Genomic DNA, 17,906 nt, shown 5'->3' with positions numbered 1-17,906 from the left:
CCCGTATCCTCCGGAGATGCTCCATGCGTAAACCGCTGATCGCCGCCGCCCTCGGCATGCTGCTGCTGGCAGACCTGGCCCAGGCACAAACCCTGGTGGCCACCAGCAATATCATCGTCCGTGCCTTTGGCCGTTCGATCGATTTCACCTCTGATACCACCACCTCCATCCGCGACTCGAAGGTCGTGCAGCAAGCCCACGACGACGCGGCCAGCTTCGTCGCCAGCCGCGGCGAGATCCGGGGCGCCCAGCTCGAAGCCGCCTTCAACACCATTCGCCAGCGCGTCCCCGAAGCGCGCGACGCCAGCGACCAGGTACTGGCCGAAGCCATTCTCGCCCTGTGAAACGCGTGCGTGCCTGGCTGCTGGGCTGCGCCCTGACGCTGCTCGGCACGCCCGCCCTGGCAGACCTGCAGCTCAAGCTGCAGACAACCGGCCTCGACCCGCAGCAGCAGCAGGCCACCCAGGCCCTGCTCGACGAGGCCATGGCGAAACTACCGCCACGCTTCAAACAGCAACTGGACCGACGCATCCAGGTCAGCTGGAGCACGCATATGCCTGCCGATGCCTACGGCCAGGCCTCCTTGGTCTCGACGCTCGACCTCAACCGCCGCCTGTTGCCCGGCCTGGTCGATGGCAGCGCCGCGCGCGAGCAGACCGGCCGCCCCCACGGCACGGTGCGCCAGGAACTGCTGGCCACGGTGCTCCACGAGCTGACCCACATCTACGACCGCGCGCGCCTGTGGCCTGCCGCCGAGCGTCAACTGATCACCCGTTGCAAGCGCCAGCAGGGCAGCCTGGGCAAGATTGGCCTGCCGCAACAATGCCGTGGCCAGGCAGAACGGCGCTTTACCTTGAGCGACGACCCACGTTTGCTCGACTTGGCCGGCTGGCCACAGTACGTCGGCCGCCGGGGTGAGCGCGAACAGCACAACGGCCAGTTCGTGCGCAGCCCCGACAGCTACGAGCTGAGCAGCCCCAAGGAATACATCGCGGTCAACATGGAGTATTTCCTCCTCGACCCGAGCTACGCCTGTCGCCGGCCGGCCCTGAACCAATACCTGAGCGAGCACTTCGGCTGGGCACCGCAGCACACCCCATGCGCCAACGGCCTGCCGTTCCTCAATGCGGGCAGCGACTTCGCCCGCCAGCCCTTGGGCGAGATCGATCCCGAACGGGTCTACGAAGTCGACTACCTGTTGGCCGAGGCCAACCAGAACTGGGTCAGCCGCTGGGGCCACAGTATGCTGCGCCTGGTCATCTGCGCCCCCGGCCGACCACGCGGCCCGGATTGCCGGCTGGACCTGGACCAGCACCTGGTGCTGTCCTACCGGGCATTCGTCAATGACTTGCAGCTGTCCAGCTGGGACGGCCTGACCGGCGCCTACCCCTCGCGGCTGTTCGTGCTGCCGTTGAGCCAGGTGATCGACGAATACACCAAGACCGAGCTACGCAGCCTGGCCTCGATCCCACTCAAGCTGACCCGCCAGGAAGTGGAAAGCGTGGTGCGCCAGGCGGCTGAAATGCACTGGAGCTATGACGGCAGCTACTTCTTCCTGTCCAACAACTGCGCGGTGGAGTCGTTGAAATTACTGCGCAGCGGTACCGGCAACCCACGCTTCAACGACCTGGACAGCATCATGCCCAACGGCTTGCTCGAGGTGCTCAAGGGGCGCGGGCTGGCCGATACCAGCGTGCTCGATGACCCACGCGAAGCCCTGCGCCTGGGCTATCGCTTCGACTCCTACCGCGAGCGCTACCAGGCCATGTTCGACGTCTTGAAAAAGCAGTTGCCGATCAAGCAAGACAAGGTCGAGGACTGGCTGGCCCTAGATGCCGAGCAGCGCCGTGCCTGGTTCCCACAGGCCGACCTGCGCACCAGCGCGGCCTTGCTCCTGCTCGAGCAGGCCAGCCTGCGTCGCCAGCTACTGCTGGCCCAGGACGAGGTCAAACAGCGCTACCTCAACGCCGCGGCACTCAAGGATGGCAGCATCGCCAAGGCCAACGCGACCTTGCAGCAGATGCTTGCCAACAGCGGCTTCCTCAGCCGCCCGGCGGAGCTGCTGGAGGCCAAGGGCTATGGCCTGCCGCAGCCGCAGGAGCGTGAGCACCTGGAAAAGGTCAGCCGCGAACGGCAGGCCCAGCTGCTGCGCCTGAGCACCGACCTGGACAAGGAAGTGCGCGCGCTGTTGGAGCCTTCGCGGGCCAGGGAAATCGCAGCGGTCGAAGCCAACGTGAAACAGATTGGCGAGCACCTGCGAGCGCTGCACAAGGCCGCAGGCGGCCTGCAACTACCGTAACCGCCTGTACCGGCCCTATCGCCGGCAAGCCGGCTCCCACCTGTTCTGCGCTATTTTCAAGGACACCGCCATACCTGTGGGAGCCGGCTTGCCGGCGATGGGTCCCCGCCCAGCCAACCCATCGCTAAAGGCGCTCCTGCGCCTCCCCCGGCAGATCCTCATCCAGGTGCAGCCACGGCAAACGGCTGCTGGTCCAGATATGTCGCCTGGCCTGCACCCGCTCTGGGTGGTCCAGGGTGCCCACCGTCACATCGATGCTCTGCGGACTGCGTGTGGTCACCAGTGCCACATGCGCCCCACAGTTGCCGCAGAAATAGCGGCTGCAACTGGCGGGGGCGACATAACGGTCGGGTGTACCCGCCAACCACCGAAAACCTTCGCGGGGCAAGGTGAGCCAGGTCACCACCAGCCCGCCGCTGACCCGCCGGCAGATCGAGCAGTGGCAATGGGCGATATCCCTCAACTCGCCCTCCAGACGATAGCGCAGGGCGCCGCAATGGCAGCCCCCCTCCAGTACGTTCGGCATCGGCATGACCTCCGGTCGCCTTGTCCCAGGCGAAAGCTGGCTGAAAGGTTGCGCCCATAGGATAGCCCCACTACCGGCAGCAGACCGGTCAGCCAGGGCACCCGGAATATTCCGCGCCCGGCCCAATCAACAACAACAATGGTGATACCGATGTTTTCCTGTGCCCGCCTTTTCGCTGTTCCCCCCCGGTTGCTCCCCGCGCAGCGCCTGACGCGCTGATCCGCCCGAATCGTCTTTCCTTTCGCCGCGCCACGCCTGGAGTACCGCCATGCTGACCTTCCTCGGCTTTGCCATGGTCATTTCGTTCATGTACCTGATCATGACCAAGCGCCTGTCGGCCTTGATCGCCCTGATCCTGGTACCGATCCTGTTCGCCCTGTTCGGGGGCTTCTACAGCCATATCGGCCCGATGATGCTCGAAGGCATCAGCAAGCTTGCGCCCACCGGCGTGATGCTGATGTTCGCCATTCTCTATTTCGCCCTGATGATCGACTCCGGCCTGTTCGACCCGGCCGTGCGCAAGATTCTCAAACTGGTCAAGGGCGACCCGCTGAAAGTCTCGGTCGGCACGGCGGTGCTGGCCCTGGTGGTTTCCCTCGACGGTGACGGCGCCACCACCTACATGATCTGCTGCGCCGCCATGCTGCCGCTGTACAGCCGCCTGGGCATGAGCCCGCGAATCATGGCCGGCCTGATCATCCTGGCCGGCGGCGTGATGAACATGACCCCTTGGGGTGGCCCCACCGCCCGCGCCGCCAGCGCCCTGCACGTCGACCCTTCGGACATCTTCGTGCCGATGATCCCGGCCATGGTCTTCGGTGTGCTGGCGATCCTGGCCATTGCCTACATGTACGGCAAGCGCGAACGGGCCCGTTTGGGCGAACTCCATTTGCCTACCGACGACATCGATCACAGCGAAATCAGCGTCTCGCAGTTCCCTGAAGCACGCCGGCCGAAGCTGATCTGGTTCAATGGCGCCCTGACCGCAGCCCTGATGGTGGCCCTGATCGCCGGTGCACTGCCGTTGCCGGTGCTGTTCATGATCGCCTTCAGCATCGCCATGATCGTCAACTACCCGTGCCTGCAGCAGCAAAAAGACCGCATCGCCGCCCATGCCGGCAGCGTGCTGGCGGTGACCGGCCTGATCTTCGCAGCGGGCATTTTCACCGGCATCCTGTCGGGTACCGGCATGGTCGAAGCCATGTCCAAAAGCCTGCTGGCCGTGATTCCAGACGCTCTGGGACCGTACCTGGCGGTGATCACGGCCATCGTCAGCATGCCGTTCACCTTCTTCATGTCCAACGACGCGTTCTACTACGGCGTACTGCCCGTACTGTCGGAAGCTGCCAGCCACTATGGCATCAGCCCGGTGGAAATGGCCCGTGCGTCGATCGTCGGGCAGCCGGTACATCTGCTGAGCCCGCTGGTACCTTCTACGTACCTGCTGGTGGCCCTGGCGGGTATCGAATTCGGCGATCACCAGCGCTTCACACTGAAGTGGGCAGTGCTCGTGTGCATGTGCATAATGCTCGCCGCGTTGCTGATGGGCATCTTCCCGTTGTTCAGCAGCCTGTAAGGCGAACCCCACATCGCGATGCGCCCAGCCGGGCGTATCGCCTCTACCACTCGAAGGATTACACATGGAATGGCTGACCAGCCCGGAAATCTGGGTTGCCTTTTTTACCCTTACCGCGCTTGAGATCGTTCTCGGTATCGACAACATCATCATGATCTCGATTCTGGTCAGCCGCATGCCCAAGCACATGCAGCCGCGCACCCGGATCTTCGGCCTGGCCCTGGCCATGATCACCCGCATCATGCTGTTGCTGTCGATCACCTGGGTGATGCGCCTGACCGACGACCTGTTCGAGGTCTTCGGCCAAGGCATCTCGGGACGCGACCTGATCCTGTTCTTCGGCGGCCTGTTCCTGCTGTGGAAAAGCTCCCAGGAGATCTACCACGGCCTGGAAGGCGAAGACGAAAGCCAGGATGAGCCCAAGGGCGCGGGCGGCAAGTTCTTCTACACCATCATCCAGATCGCCATCATCGACATCGTGTTCTCCCTGGACTCGGTGATCACCGCGGTCGGCATGGTCTCCCATGTACCGGTGATGATCGCTGCGATCATCGTCGCGGTTCTGGTGATGATGCTGTGCGCCGGCACCATCAGCGATTTCATCGACAAGCACCCGTCGCTGAAGATGCTCGCGCTGTCGTTCCTGATCGTGGTCGGTACCGTGCTGATCGCCGAATCCTTCGACGTGCACGTGCCGAAAGGCTACGTCTACTTCGCCATGGCGTTCTCCCTGGCGGTGGAGGCGATCAACATCCGTATGCGCACCGCCTTGGCACGCAAGGAAGGCAAAGAGCACGAGCCAGTGAAACTGCGCAAGGACATTCCGGGTCAATAAGATCAGGAAGCGCAAAACAGAGGGCCCTCCGGGGCCCTTTGTCGTTTCCGGGTCATGACAACGCTTTCATGACAGATATGTTTCAAATGCTTGCCGAGCATGCGAAGCTGGCGGTAGGTCCGCAAAACAACTAAAGCTTGAGTGAGCCTTGGATAAAAACGCCCACCCCCGGGTACAAGCTCACGGCTTCACCATTGGCCCCGGCCTGGGGCATCGGCAACAAGGGGGGCCTGGAACATGCTGACCCTGCTCAACCTGCTGTCCGCCGTGGCCCTGCTGGTGTGGGGCACGCACATCGTGCGTACCGGCATCCTGCGGGTATATGGCTCCAACCTGCGCCGCGTGCTCAGCCAGAACATGAGCAAGCGTCCGCTGGCCTTCATCGCCGGCATCCTGGTCACGGCCCTGGTGCAAAGCAGCAACGCCACGGCGATGCTGGTGACCTCGTTCGTCGGCCAGGGCCTGATGGCCATGACCCCAGCCCTGGCGATCATGCTCGGTGCCGACGTCGGGACGGCCCTGATGGCGCGGGTGCTGACGTTCGACCTCTCGTGGCTGTCACCGCTGCTGATCTTCCTCGGCGTGATCTTCTTCCTGTCGCGCAAGCAGACCCGCGCTGGCCAGCTGGGCCGCGTGGGCATTGGCCTGGGCCTGATCATCCTGGCACTGCAACTGATCGTCCAGGCCGCCGCACCAATCACCCACGCCCAAGGCGTACGCGTGCTGTTCGCCTCCCTGACCGGCGACATCCTGCTCGATGCGCTGATCGGCGCCCTGTTCGCCCTGGTGTCCTATTCCAGCCTGGCTGCCGTGCTGCTCACCGCCACCCTGGCCGGGGCGGAAGTGATCAGCCTGCCGGTGGCCATCGGCCTGGTGGTCGGTGCCAACATCGGCAGTGGCCTGCTGGCGTTCCTCACCACCAGCATGCAGAACGCCGCCGGGCGCCGGGTGGCCCTGGGCAGCCTGCTGTACAAGCTGATCGGCCTGGTGCTGGTGATCCCGGTGCTGCACCCGCTGGTGGACTGGATGGACTCGTTGAGCCTCAGCCCGCAAGAGCTGGTGATCGGCTTCCACCTGCTCTACAACACCCTGCGTTGCCTGATCATGCTGCCCACGGTCAAACCCATGGGCCGCCTGTGCAACTGGCTGCTGCCCGATCGGGACAACGGCAACGGGCAGATCCGGCCCCGCCATCTGGATGCTACCGCCTTGGGCACGCCTAGCCTGGCCCTGGCCAACGCCGCCCGCGAGACATTGCGCCTGGGTGATATCGTCGACAGCCTGCTCGAGGCGATGCTCGGCGCCCTGCGCGGCACCCAGACCGCCTTGCCACAGCAGGTACGCGCCCTCGGCGAGGATGCCGAGGCGCTGTACAGTGCTATCAAACTGTACCTGGCGCAGATGAGCCGGGAAGACCTCAGCGAGCAGGATAACCGGCGCTGGGCCGAGATCATCGAGCTGGCGATCAACCTCAAGCTTGCCAGCGACCTGATCGAGCGCATGTTGCGCAAGGTCCAGCAGCAGAAGACGTCCCAGCGCAGGGAGTTCTCCCAGGTCGGCCTGGAAGAGCTGACCGGCCTTCAGGAGCAACTGTTGGCCAACCTGCGTCTGGGGTTGTCGGTGTTCCTCAGCGCCGATCCGGAAAGCGCACGCCTGCTGCTGCGCGAGAAACGTCGTTTTCGCGCCCAGGAACGGCGCCTTGCCCATGCCCATGTCAGCCGCCTGCAACGTAAAGTGGTGCAAAGTATCGAGACCAGTTCGCTACACTTGGAGCTTATCGCCGACATGAAGCGATTGAACTCTTTGTTCTGCAGCAGTGCCTATGTGGTACTGGGCGGCGGGGATACGGGCGGGCTTCTGCTCGACAGCGTGCCGGACGAAGCCCGCCTGTCCTGAACTTGCACACCGGAGACCCTCGCTCGCCAATGCGTTGCCTGATGTTCGTTTGCCTGCTGATCTGCAGCCTCCCTTCGCTTGCCCTCGATCGCTCACGGGTAGAGGGCTACCTGTTGCCCAACGGTTTGCAGGTGATCCTCAAATCCGGCTACGAGCGCGACCACGTGGCGATACGCCTGGTGGTGGGCGTCGGCCTGGACGATTTCGACTGCGACCAGAAAGAGCTGCCGCACCTGCTCGAACACTTGCTGTTCAATGGCATCGACGACACCGGTGAAGGCGGCCTGGAAGAGCGCATCCAAGCCCTGGGCGGGGAGTGGAACGCCTACACCAGCAGCGCCGACACCACCTTCGTGATCGAAGCCCCGGCGCGTAACCAGCGCAAGGTGCTCGACTTGCTGCTGTCGGTGATCCGCGATACGCCCATCGACGCCAAGGCCCTGGCCACGGCCAAGAAGATCATCGAACGCGAGGATGGCGGCCACTACGGCCACCTGCAACGCTGGCTCGACCGCCAGGACATCGGCCACCCCGGCAGCGACCAGCTGGCCGTGGAGCTTGGCCTCAAGTGCCCGGAGCGCTCCAACGTCGATGCCATGACCCTGGAGCAGGTCAAGGCCCTGCGCGAGCATTGGTACGCTGCCAACAACATGACCTTGATCGTGGTCGGAGGCCTCGACCGCCTACTGCCGGCCTACCTGGAGCGCACCTACGGCGAGCTGCCGGCGAGCGAGCCGGGCGAGCGCCGCAACCTTGAGTCCATCAGCCAGCAGGCCGAACAACGCCGCGACCTGACGCGCGGCTGGCTGGGTGACAACGTCAAGCTGCACTGGCTGTTCATCGAGCCGGTACTCGAAGAGGGCCACGAGGCCACCCTGGACGTGCTCTCGCGCTACCTGGAATGGGCCCTTTACGACCAGCTGCGCTTGCGCCACGGCCTGTCCTACGGGCCATCGGTGCGGCGCGAAAGCTTCGGCGATACCGGCATGCTCGCGCTCAACGCAGACCTTGAGCGCCAGGATGTGGACGTCGCAGTCAAGGTGCTGCAGCAGTTGTTCGAGCACCTGCACAAGCACGGTCTGGACCCGGATACCTTCGCCCGCATCAAGGACGCTGCCATTGCCCGTGAAAGTTGGAACACCCAAGGCAACAGCGCCCTGGCCGACTACTACTGGAGCGCGCTCAACAACTACAACGATGGGCGCTTCCTGGACCCAGCGCGCAAGCTGCGCCAGGTCAGCCTCGAGCAGGCGGATGCGGCCCTGCGTGAAATGCTCAAGTCCCAGGGCTACCTGCGCATCGAGAAACCGCTGCTAGGCTATGACGAGCTCTACGGGCTGGTCGCGCTGTTGCTGGGCCTGGTTCTGGCCGGCGGCCTGCTGCGACGTCGACGCCATTCGGCGCCAAAGCCTGGCGACGCTACACGCGAGCCCTGATTTGGCAGTATCCTTGCAACATCATATTGCCAGCTGCGGCCCTATCGCCCCTGTAGGAACGGGCTTGTCCCGCGTCAGGGCCAGTATGGCCTCCTAAATTCATGCCCTCTCTGTTGCCCCCATGCCCCCAATACCCCACTTCGTCATCCGTGTGATCGAGCTGCTCAAGCGCTACCCCGGCGTCATCGCGCTGGCCGGTTTCCTGTCCGGTATCGGCAGCTTCATTCTGGTCGACCGCCAGGCCGGCTTGGCCAGCTGGATCGCCGTGCTGATGTTGGTCAGCTGGATCTGGCTGATGCTGGAGAACACCCTTACAGGCCTGTTCACCAAGGTCTTCAAGCGCGAGATCCCGCAACCGCTGCTGCGCTATGCCACGCAGATGATCCACCAGGAGAGCCTGTTCTTCGTCCTGCCGTTCTTCTTCATCACCACCACCTGGAACAGCAGCCAGGTGGTATTCACCGGCCTGCTCGCCGCCGCCGGGCTGATCTCGATCATCGACCCGCTGTACTACAAGTGGCTGGCGCCCCGCCGCTGGCTGTTCCTGGCGCTGCACACCCTGACGCTGTTCGCCGCGCTGCTGACCGCCTTGCCGATCATCCTGCACCTGACCACCGCACAGAGCTTCAAGCTGGCATTGATCGCCGCCATGGTGCTGTCCTTCCCAAGCCTTGCCAGCAGCTTCCCGATCAATAACTGGCGGCGTGCGGTGGCCCTGGTACTGGTGACCCTGGCGGTGGGTGGTGGCGGTTGGCTGATGCGCTCCTGGGTACCGCCGGCCACCTTGTGGATGACCGAGGTGGCAGTCAGCACCGAAGTGCAGAACCGTCAGCCTGGGGACTCGCTCGATGAAGTCCCCGCCAGCCGCATACGCAGCGGCGGCCTCTACGCCTACACCGCGATCAATGCCCCGCGCGGCCTGAACGAGCGCATCTACCACGTATGGCAGTTGAACGGCAAAGAGGTGGACCGCATCGCTCTGGATATCCATGGTGGGCGCAAGGAGGGCTACCGGGCCTGGACCCACAAGCAGAACTTCCCGCCCAACCCCGTGGGCAAATGGCAGGTGAGGGTGCTGACCGAGGATGGCCAGGTGATCGGCGTGCTGCGCTTCAAGATCATCGAGGATGCGCCAGCACAATGAAATCTGTGGGAGCGGAGGGCGCTAGCCACCTGTTCTCTGCGCAGCAGCGCATCCCCAACGGCGCCATTACGCTATGATCTGAGTCGACGCCTCGCGCCCTGTCAGATGCATGGAGCCTATGACCACCCCCAGCGCCACCCTGGACACCAGCAGCCAACCGGCCTGCCTGCGCATTGCCGGTGATTGGACTCTGGCCCACTACGCCGAGCTCAAGCGCGAGAGCGACCAGCTGCGCACGCAATATGGCGACGATGCCATCGCCGACCTGAGCCAACTGGGCCGCCTGGACACCGCCGGCGCCTCGCTGCTGGCCGAGCTGCTCGGTTCCGAGCGCCTCTCGCGCTGCACCGGCGAGCTCCCCGACGCCAGCCGTGCCTTGCTCAAGAACGTCTACTGCTCGGTGCAGGACTACTGCATTCCGATCAAGGAGCCCGAGCGCCACGTCCTGCTGCTGTTGCTCGAACGCATCGGCTGCGCGGTCGCGACCCTCTGGCAGGATACCCGGCAACTGCTCGGCTTCATTGGCCTGATCCTGGAAACCCTCGCACGCCGGGCCCTGCAGCCCCATCGTTGGCGCGTCACGCCGGTGGTCGCGCACATCGAGCAGACCGGCCTGGACGCCGCGCCCATCGTCGCCTTGCTCACCTTCCTGGTGGGTGCAGTGGTGGCTTTCCTCGGCGCCACGGTGCTGGCCGACTTCGGCGCCACGATCTTCACGGTCGACCTGGTGGCCTTCTCCTTCCTGCGTGAATTCGCCGTGCTGCTGACCGCGATCCTCATGGCCGGGCGCACCGCCAGCGCCTTTACCGCGCAGATCGGCTCGATGAAGGCCAACGAAGAAATCGACGCCATCCGCACCCTCGGCCTCAACCCCATCGAGCTGCTGGTGGCCCCTCGGGTGCTGGCCTTGTTGATCTCCCTGCCGTTGCTGACATTCGTCGCGATGATCTGCGGCATCGTCGGGGGCGCAGTGGTCTGCGCCCTGTCGCTGGGCATCTCACCGGCCATGTTCCTCTCGCTGCTGCAAAGCGATATCGGCGTGCAGCATTTCCTCGTCGGCCTGGTCAAGGCGCCGTTCTTCGCCTTCCTGATCGCGGCCATCGGTTGCCTCGAAGGCTTCAAGGTCACCGGCAGCGCCGAATCGGTGGGCGCTCACACGACCTCCAGCGTGGTCCAGTCGATCTTCGTGGTGATCGTGCTCGATGCCGTGGCGGCGCTGTTCTTCATGGAGATGGGCTGGTGAGTGGCGTACGTGAAGCCGTGATCGAGGCCCGGGGCATCTGCAACCGCTTCGGCAGCCAGAGCGTGCACGAAAACCTCGACCTGGACCTGTACCGTGGTGAAATTCTCGCCGTGGTCGGCGGTTCCGGCAGCGGTAAGTCGGTACTGCTGCGCAGCATCATCGGCCTGCGCCGGCCCAACGAAGGGCAGGTCAAGGTCTTCGGCCAAGACCTGGCCACGTTGAACAATGAACAACGCTCGCAAGTGGAACGGCGTTTCGGGGTGCTGTTCCAGAAGGGCGCATTGTTCTCCTCGCTGACCGTGACCGAGAATGTGGCCCTGCCGCTGATCGAGCACGCCGGGCTGTCCCGTGCCGACGCCGAGCACCTGGCAGGGGTCAAGCTGGCGCTGGCCGGGCTGCCGATCTCCGCCGCCGACAAATACCCCTCGTCGCTGTCCGGCGGCATGATCAAGCGTGCTGCCCTGGCCCGGGCCCTGGCGCTGGACCCCGACATCCTGTTCCTCGATGAACCCACCGCCGGCCTGGACCCGATCGGCGCCGCGGCCTTCGACCAATTGATCCTGACGCTACGCGATGCCCTGGGCCTGTCGGTGTTCCTGATCACCCACGACCTGGACACCCTCTACACCATCACCGATCGGGTAGCGGTGCTGTCCCAGAAGAAGGTCCTGGTGGCCGGCCCCCTGGCCCAGGTCGAACAGACCGACGATGCCTGGATCCACGAATACTTTCACGGCCCACGCGGGCGGGCGGCGGAGCATGCCGCCGCCAGTGCCGGGCAGGAGCGCTGAACAATGGAAACCCGAGCTCATCATGTCCTGATCGGCCTGGTCACCGTCCTGGTGGTGGCCGGTGCCATGCTGTTCGGCCTGTGGCTGACCAAGTCCAGCGTGGACGACACCTTCAAGGACTACGAAGTGGTGTTCAATGAGGCCGTTTCAGGTCTGTCCCGGGGCAGCCCGGTGCAATACAACGGCATCAAGGTCGGCGATGTCAGCACCCTGCGCCTTGACCCCAAGGACCCGCGCCGGGTACTGGCGCGCATTCGCTTGAGCGCCGATACCCCGGTCAAGGAAGACACCCAGGCCAAACTGACCCTCGCCGGGGTCACCGGCAACGCGTTCATCCAGCTCAGCGGCGGCACACCGCAGAGCCCGGAGCTCAAAGGCAAAGACGGCAAGCTGCCGGTGATCGTGGCCTCGCCATCGCCCATCTCGCGCCTGCTCAGCGACAGCAGCGACCTGGTGACCAACGTCAACCTGCTGCTGCACAACGCCAACCAGATGTTCTCCGAAGGCAACATCGAGCGCCTGAGCAACACCCTGGCCAACCTGGAACAGACCACCAGCGCCTTCGCCGACAACAAGGGCGGCATCAGCCAAGCCATCGAGCAACTGGCCGAAGTGGGCAAGCAGGCCAACGCCACCCTGGCCGAAACCCAGGCCCTGATGCACAACGCCAACGGGCTGCTCGGCAGCGAGGGCAGGCAGGCCTTCGACAGCGCCGAACAGGCCATGCAGTCACTGGCCGAAAGCACCGCGACCATCAACAGCCTGCTCAAGGACAACCGCGAAGCCCTCGACGACGGCGCTCAAGGCCTGAACCAGCTGGCTCCGGCCATCCGCGAGCTGCGCGAAACCTTGAATGCCCTCAAGGGCATCTCCCGACGCCTGGAAGCAGACCCGAGCGGCTACCTGCTGGGCCGTGACAACAACAAGGAGTTCCAGCCATGAGTTCGCCCCTGCGCCTTCTGGCGCTGGCCGCCACGCTGAGCCTGGCCACGGCCTGTTCGATCCTGCCGCAGAGCGAGCCGGTGGACATCTACCGCCTGCCGGTGAATCAGGCTGGCCGCACGGCCCCACCGCTGGACTGGTCGCTGCGCCTGAACAAGCCGCTGGCCAGCGAAACCCTGGCCGGGCCTCGCATCGCGGTGATCCCCCAGGGTGATGTGATCAGCAGCTACAAGGGCGCGCGCTGGAGCGACCCGGTGCCGCTGCTGGTACGCAACCGCCTGCTCGATGGGTTCCAGCGCGATGGTCGGGTACAGCGCCTGAGCGCCGATGACAGCAACCTGCAAGCCGACTACGAGCTGGTCGGCGAGCTGCAGGCCTTCCAGAGCGAGTACCGTGCCGACGGTGCCGTGGAAGTGGTGATCCGCTATGACGCACGCCTGGTGCAAGGGCGCAGCCAGCGCATCCTCGCCAGCCACCGCTTCGAGGTGCGCCAACCGCTGGGCGACAAGCAGGTCTCGGCGGTGGTCGGCGGTTTCGGCGCAGCGAGCGATCGATTGGTAGGGCAATTGGTGGACTGGACGGTAGCCCAGGCCAGCCAGGCTCAGGCGAAGAACCAGTAGCAGACGCAGATCGCCGCAATCACCCCGGCAAGTTCGGCAAGCAGGGCGCAACCCACCGCGTGGCGTACGCGCTGGATGCCCACTGCGCCGAAATACACCGCCAGCACATAGAAGGTGGTCTCGGTACTGCCTTGTACGGTCGCCGCTACCAGCGCAGGGAAGCTATCGACACCGTGAGTCTGCATGGTTTCGATCAGCATGGCGCGCGCTGCGCTGCCGGAGAACGGCTTGACCAGTGCTGTGGGCAGGCCGTCGACGAAGCGGGTGTCCAGGCCCATCCATTCGACGGTGTGGCGAATACCGTCCAACGCCAATTCCAGGGCGCCGGAGGCACGCAGCACGCCAACCGCGCAAAGCATGGCGACGAGGTACGGCAGCAGCCCCTTGGCCACGTCGAAACCTTCCTTGGCGCCTTCCACGAACGCTTCATAGACCTTGACCCGCCGTAACGCACCGACGACCAGGAACACGACGATCACGCCGAACAGCGTCAGGTTGCCGAGGATCGACGACAGGCTGGCCAGCGCCGTCGCCGAGAGGGTGCCAAGAAACGCCATGAAGGCCCCGAGCAAAAGGGCGCCAGGCACCAGGTAGGCCAGTACCACCGGGTCCCAAAGGCGCAGGCGCTGCATGACCGCCACCGACAGCAGGCCCACCAGGGTCGAGGCGCTGGTGGCCAGCAGGATCGGCAGGAACACCAGGGTAGGGTCCATGGCACCTTGCTGGGCGCGATACATGAAGATGGTCACCGGCAACAGGGTCAGCGACGAGGCGTTGAGCACCAGGAACAGGATCTGTGCGTTGCTCGCCGTGGTGCTGCTGGGGTTGAGGTCCTGCAGGGCGCGCATGGCTTTCAGGCCGATGGGCGTGGCCGCGTTGTCCAGGCCCAGGCCATTGGCGGCGAAGTTCATGGTGATCAGGCCCAGGGCAGGGTGCCCAGGCGGCACTTCGGGCATCAGCCGGGCGAACAGCGGGCCCAGGACCTTGGCCAGCCATTCGACGATACCGGCCTGTTCGGCGATTTTCAGAAAGCCCAGCCAGAGGGTGAGGGTGCCGAACAGCAAGACCATGACTTCCACCGAGAGCTTGGCCATGGCGAAGATGCTCTCGACCATCGCGGCGAAGATGCCGGCATTGCCACCCAACAGCCATTGAGCCAGGGCGGATACCGCCGCCACCAGGAAAAAGCCGAGCCAAAGGCCGTTGAGCATCCGTGTGTTCCCCCTGAAAAATGCTCCGAATGATAGCGGAATTGCAGGGTGGCTGTACCGGCCCAATCGCCGGCAAGCCGGCTCCCACAGCCTCTGAAAACAGCGCTGGACAGGTGGGAGCCGGCTTGCCGGCGATTGGGCCAGTACCGCCAACACTGATTTTCCTGTAGCCAACAAAAAGCCCCGACCAGGCGGGGCTTCTTGTACAGCACACTGAACGCCTTACGGGTTCTGCTGGGCCGCTGGGGCCGGCTTGCCAGCCGCCACCACCGCCTCATGCTTGTTACCGGCCATCAGCGAGCTGTAGTAGCGCTCGCCCTTGGCAGCGTCGTACATGCCTTCCCAGCGGGCGACCACCAGTGCCGCCAGGGCGTTGCCGATCACGTTCAGGGCGGTGCGGGCCATGTCCATGATGCGGTCGACACCGGCGATGAAGGCCAGGCCTTCCAGCGGGATGCCCACGCTGCCCAGGGTCGCCAGCAGTACCACGAAGGAAACACCCGGTACACCGGCGATACCCTTGGAGGTGACCATCAGGGTCAACACCAGCAGCAGCTGCTGGCTCCAGGACAGGTCGATACCGTACAGCTGGGCGATGAAGATGGCCGCGATGCTCTGGTACAGGGTCGAACCGTCCAGATTGAACGAGTAGCCGGTCGGGACCACGAAGCTGCAGATCGACTTCGGCGCGCCGTAGGCTTCCATTTTCTCGATCACCCGCGGCAGCACGGTTTCCGAGCTGGAGGTGGAGTAGGCCAGGATCAGCTCGTCTTTCATGATGCGCATGATCTTGATGACCGAGAAGCCGAACAGGCGCGCCACCAGGCCAAGCACCATGAAGGCGAAGAAGGCGATGGCGAAGTACACCAGCAGTACCAGCTTGGCCAATGGCAGCAGCGAGGCGAAGCCAAAGTTGGCGACGGTCACAGCGATCAGGGCGAACACACCGATCGGGGCATAGTTCATGATCATGTGGGTGACCTTGAACATAGTCTCCGACACGCCCTGGAAGGTACGGACCAGCGGATCGCGCAGATCGCCCGGCAGGCTCGACAGACCCAGACCGAACATCACCGAGAAGAAGATGATCGGCAGCATCTCGCCACGGGCCACGGCCGCGAAGATGTTGGACGGGATCAGGTTCAGCAGGGTCTCGATGAACGCATGCTCATGCTGCACTTCGGCCGCGGTGGCCTGGTACTTGGAGATGTCGACGGTGCCCAGGGTGCTCATGTCGATGCCGGCACCCGGATGGAACAGGTTGGCCAGCACCAGGCCGACGACGATGGCAATGGTGGTCACCACCTCGAAGTAGACGATGGTCTTCAGGCCGATACTGCCCAGTTTCTTCGCGTCGCCAACCCCGGCGATGCCCACGATCAGCGACGAGATCACGATCGGGACGACGATCATCTTGATCAGGCGAATGAAGATGTCACCGGCTGGCTGCAGGACATTACTGATCCACCATGCCTTTTCTGCACTGAAATGGTTCAGCAGCGCGCCGATCGCAACGCCAAGGACGAGTCCGATGAGGATCTGCCAGGCGAGGCTTAGTTTTGCCTTCTTCATGTCATTACCCTTTCTTTTAGTGGTCATGGGTGCCAAGCGGAAAAACGCATCCCAGAGCCTTTGGCAGCACATTGGGCAACGTTGGGCTTCCGTCCGGCGACGCCATCGAAGGTCACCGCAAGCGAGCGTCTGGGCGCTCGGGCCAGCGAAAAAGGCGGCAACTATTGCGATGGGAAGAGGGGCAGTCTAATGCCGGAAACGACTACCCCATGCCGAATCGGCATGAGGCTCGGAGGCAAAAACGAGCATCTGAGAGGGTTGGGTTTCCTGCGTTCGGATTTCCGAACAAGACCAAAGCGCCATTTTTCGGCAGATTTGACAGTGGTCATTTGGATGTTCCGACGCTTTGTTCGACAATCCGAATGGCGCCGAATAGGGCTGCGCGGCGATGCACCTTGAGGAAAAAAATTTCGATGTACGGTCGAGGCAAAATGTGCCTCGGGATGAAAAAGCCAAACAATAGGCCCTTTCCTATATAGGCGCCTCGGAAGTCCGGCCTGGCACTTGTGTCGCCTGACACGCCGGCCATGACTTCCGATGCCGCCTTACCTGACCCGGCCCATGACGGAGGTACTCCCTGTACCCCTAGGCCACTCCGATCCTGAAGCAATCAGAACAGCCCGGCCCCCTGGTCATGCGCCACCCCTCCTCGGAGCGGCGCACCATAGAAGCCTGAAAGATAAAAAGGTTCAGCTTCTATCTGGTTACAAACCACGACCTTCGGTCAGTACCACTTCGGGTCGCGCTTGAGCTGCTCGCGCAGCATGGCTTTCATGCCCTCGTCTGGGTCACCCAGCCAACGGTATTGCGCGTGGCGGGTAGGCGATTTGTCCGAAGGCAGGCCTTCGGGCACTTCAACGAGCATCCCGTAGGCATCATCCTTGTCCCAACTGAACGCCACTATCAGGCGCTTGTAGGTGCAGTTGCTCTCGGATTCGCACAAGGGCCCGACCAGGTACTTGTCGCCATCCTCGGTAACGGCGGACATCTGCTCCTGCGAGCTGCCGCTGAGGTTGAGCACCCAATCGGGCAGGCGTTCCTCGTCTTTTAGGGTGTCCTGCCAGGTTTCTCGATATTCGGGGTCCGAACCCAGCAATTGGCTGACCCGGACCTGGCCGTCATTGGCCGCCATCGCCGCCGCGCTGCCGCCCAGAAGCAGGGCGGCAGCCAGGGCGTTGCATAGCATCCGGCTCATGCTCAACCTCTACCGCGTCCGAAGAAGAAGGAAGCCACGAACAGGACCAGGAAGACGATGAACAGGATCTTCGCGATACCCGTGGCGGCGCCGGCAATACCACCGAAGCCCAGCACGGCGGCGACAATGGCGATGATCAGGAAAGTGATGGCCCAACTCAGCATGATGGTTCTCCTTTCTTTTTCGAAATCTGTCCGGTCAGAACACCCAACGTTCCTGAGTGACGACGCTCTCCAGGGTGTCGGATGAAACTTTTTCCGCTGGCAGCGGCGCTGCCGCTCTCACCAGGGTGTTGGCACGAGTCGACTGCAACTGCGTCAACAATGCGGTCTGCGCCGCGACCTGCTCGGCGAGCCGTGCGGTCTGCCAGCTGTAGTAGAACTGGCCAGCGGCAAGCGTCAGCAGCAGGGCCAGGCCGAGGTACAGGCACTGGCGCCAGGGCAGTTCGGCGGTCTGCGAGCGGTTGACGGATTGGCGATTCATGCCGGCTCCTCCTGCTGTGTTTTTTATTCGAACCTGACAGGGAAGTTGCAGCCTGCATGCCAGCCCGGGCCTTCTTTTAAAATTCTTTTATTTCAATGAGTTAGGCAAATTGAAAATCCTTCGTGGGCACGTATCCT

The 17,906-nt window shown here is 63.7% G+C and carries 17 protein-coding genes; 11 read left to right on the top strand and 6 right to left on the bottom strand.

Annotated features, from left to right (window positions below):
- Nucleotides 1-23 precede the first annotated feature (23 nt).
- Nucleotides 24-344 (top strand): DUF2388 domain-containing protein, encoded by a 321-nt coding sequence (locus ACXHGZ_RS22555; protein WP_084855155.1) that lies wholly within the window; start codon nucleotides 24-26, stop codon nucleotides 342-344.
- A complete protein-coding gene (locus tag ACXHGZ_RS22550) occupies nucleotides 341-2,299 on the top strand; it encodes a DUF7844 domain-containing protein (protein WP_480461663.1) in 1,959 nt (652 codons plus the stop codon). The genes ACXHGZ_RS22555 and ACXHGZ_RS22550 overlap by 4 nt, the downstream gene beginning before the upstream one ends.
- A gap of 124 nt (nucleotides 2,300-2,423) precedes the next feature.
- Here ACXHGZ_RS22550 and ACXHGZ_RS22545 read toward each other — a convergent pair whose 3' ends face one another.
- Nucleotides 2,424-2,825: a GFA family protein gene (locus ACXHGZ_RS22545; RefSeq protein WP_324812040.1), complete on the bottom strand. Its 402-nt coding sequence runs from the start codon at nucleotides 2,823-2,825 to the stop codon at nucleotides 2,424-2,426.
- 268 nt (nucleotides 2,826-3,093) lie between these two features.
- Here ACXHGZ_RS22545 and ACXHGZ_RS22540 point away from each other — a divergent pair, with 268 nt between their 5' ends.
- The 9 genes from ACXHGZ_RS22540 to ACXHGZ_RS22500 all read left to right on the top strand — a co-directional run bounded on the left by ACXHGZ_RS22540 (nucleotide 3,094) and on the right by ACXHGZ_RS22500 (nucleotide 13,308).
- On the top strand, nucleotides 3,094-4,401 hold the full coding sequence (locus ACXHGZ_RS22540; RefSeq protein WP_084855157.1) for a CitMHS family transporter: 1,308 nt from the start codon (nucleotides 3,094-3,096) through the stop codon (nucleotides 4,399-4,401).
- A gap of 64 nt (nucleotides 4,402-4,465) precedes the next feature.
- On the top strand, nucleotides 4,466-5,236 hold the full coding sequence (locus ACXHGZ_RS22535; RefSeq protein ID WP_084855158.1) for a TerC family protein: 771 nt from the start codon (nucleotides 4,466-4,468) through the stop codon (nucleotides 5,234-5,236).
- Between the two features lie 237 nt (nucleotides 5,237-5,473).
- Complete coding sequence (locus tag ACXHGZ_RS22530; protein WP_480461661.1) at nucleotides 5,474-7,132, top strand: Na/Pi cotransporter family protein; 1,659 nt, start codon at nucleotides 5,474-5,476, stop codon at nucleotides 7,130-7,132.
- A gap of 29 nt (nucleotides 7,133-7,161) precedes the next feature.
- On the top strand, nucleotides 7,162-8,568 hold the full coding sequence (locus tag ACXHGZ_RS22525; RefSeq protein ID WP_480461660.1) for a M16 family metallopeptidase: 1,407 nt from the start codon (nucleotides 7,162-7,164) through the stop codon (nucleotides 8,566-8,568).
- Between the two features lie 121 nt (nucleotides 8,569-8,689).
- Complete coding sequence (locus ACXHGZ_RS22520; RefSeq protein WP_480461659.1) at nucleotides 8,690-9,712, top strand: DUF5924 family protein; 1,023 nt, start codon at nucleotides 8,690-8,692, stop codon at nucleotides 9,710-9,712.
- A gap of 109 nt (nucleotides 9,713-9,821) precedes the next feature.
- Nucleotides 9,822-10,955, top strand: coding sequence for an ABC transporter permease (locus ACXHGZ_RS22515; protein ID WP_480461658.1), 1,134 nt, complete (start codon nucleotides 9,822-9,824; stop codon nucleotides 10,953-10,955).
- Nucleotides 10,952-11,746 carry an ABC transporter ATP-binding protein gene (locus ACXHGZ_RS22510; RefSeq protein ID WP_416767526.1) on the top strand — a complete coding sequence of 265 codons (795 nt, stop codon included), beginning with the start codon at nucleotides 10,952-10,954 and terminating at the stop codon, nucleotides 11,744-11,746. The genes ACXHGZ_RS22515 and ACXHGZ_RS22510 overlap by 4 nt, the downstream gene beginning before the upstream one ends.
- Nucleotides 11,747-11,749: 3 nt before the next feature.
- A complete protein-coding gene (locus ACXHGZ_RS22505; RefSeq protein ID WP_480461656.1) occupies nucleotides 11,750-12,688 on the top strand; it encodes an MlaD family protein in 939 nt (312 codons plus the stop codon).
- Nucleotides 12,685-13,308 carry an ABC-type transport auxiliary lipoprotein family protein gene (locus ACXHGZ_RS22500; RefSeq protein ID WP_480461654.1) on the top strand — a complete coding sequence of 208 codons (624 nt, stop codon included), beginning with the start codon at nucleotides 12,685-12,687 and terminating at the stop codon, nucleotides 13,306-13,308. The genes ACXHGZ_RS22505 and ACXHGZ_RS22500 overlap by 4 nt, the downstream gene beginning before the upstream one ends.
- On the opposite strand, the gene ACXHGZ_RS22495 is transcribed toward ACXHGZ_RS22500, so the two are convergent.
- The 5 genes from ACXHGZ_RS22495 to ACXHGZ_RS22475 all read right to left on the bottom strand — a co-directional run bounded on the left by ACXHGZ_RS22495 (nucleotide 13,290) and on the right by ACXHGZ_RS22475 (nucleotide 17,769).
- Nucleotides 13,290-14,519 (bottom strand): nucleoside recognition domain-containing protein, encoded by a 1,230-nt coding sequence (locus tag ACXHGZ_RS22495; protein WP_480461652.1) that lies wholly within the window; start codon nucleotides 14,517-14,519, stop codon nucleotides 13,290-13,292. The two genes, ACXHGZ_RS22500 and ACXHGZ_RS22495, sit on opposite strands and share 19 nt — an antisense overlap.
- 222 nt (nucleotides 14,520-14,741) lie before the next feature.
- Nucleotides 14,742-16,091: a glutamate/aspartate:proton symporter GltP gene (gene gltP, locus ACXHGZ_RS22490; protein WP_480461650.1), complete on the bottom strand. Its 1,350-nt coding sequence runs from the start codon at nucleotides 16,089-16,091 to the stop codon at nucleotides 14,742-14,744.
- Between the two features lie 724 nt (nucleotides 16,092-16,815).
- Nucleotides 16,816-17,286, bottom strand: a complete 471-nt coding sequence (locus ACXHGZ_RS22485) for an inhibitor of vertebrate lysozyme family protein (RefSeq protein WP_480461649.1) — start codon at nucleotides 17,284-17,286, stop codon at nucleotides 16,816-16,818.
- A 2-nt stretch (nucleotides 17,287-17,288) separates the two neighbouring features.
- On the bottom strand, nucleotides 17,289-17,450 hold the full coding sequence (locus ACXHGZ_RS22480; protein ID WP_003252966.1) for a DUF1328 domain-containing protein: 162 nt from the start codon (nucleotides 17,448-17,450) through the stop codon (nucleotides 17,289-17,291).
- 34 nt (nucleotides 17,451-17,484) lie between these two features.
- Nucleotides 17,485-17,769, bottom strand: coding sequence for a hypothetical protein (locus ACXHGZ_RS22475; RefSeq protein WP_480461647.1), 285 nt, complete (start codon nucleotides 17,767-17,769; stop codon nucleotides 17,485-17,487).
- Nucleotides 17,770-17,906: the final 137 nt, after the last annotated feature.

The sequence above is a fragment of the Pseudomonas shiyinii genome (assembly GCF_056725765.1).
Note: the sequence above shows the minus strand (reverse complement) of the source record. Positions and strands in the feature narration are given on the sequence as shown.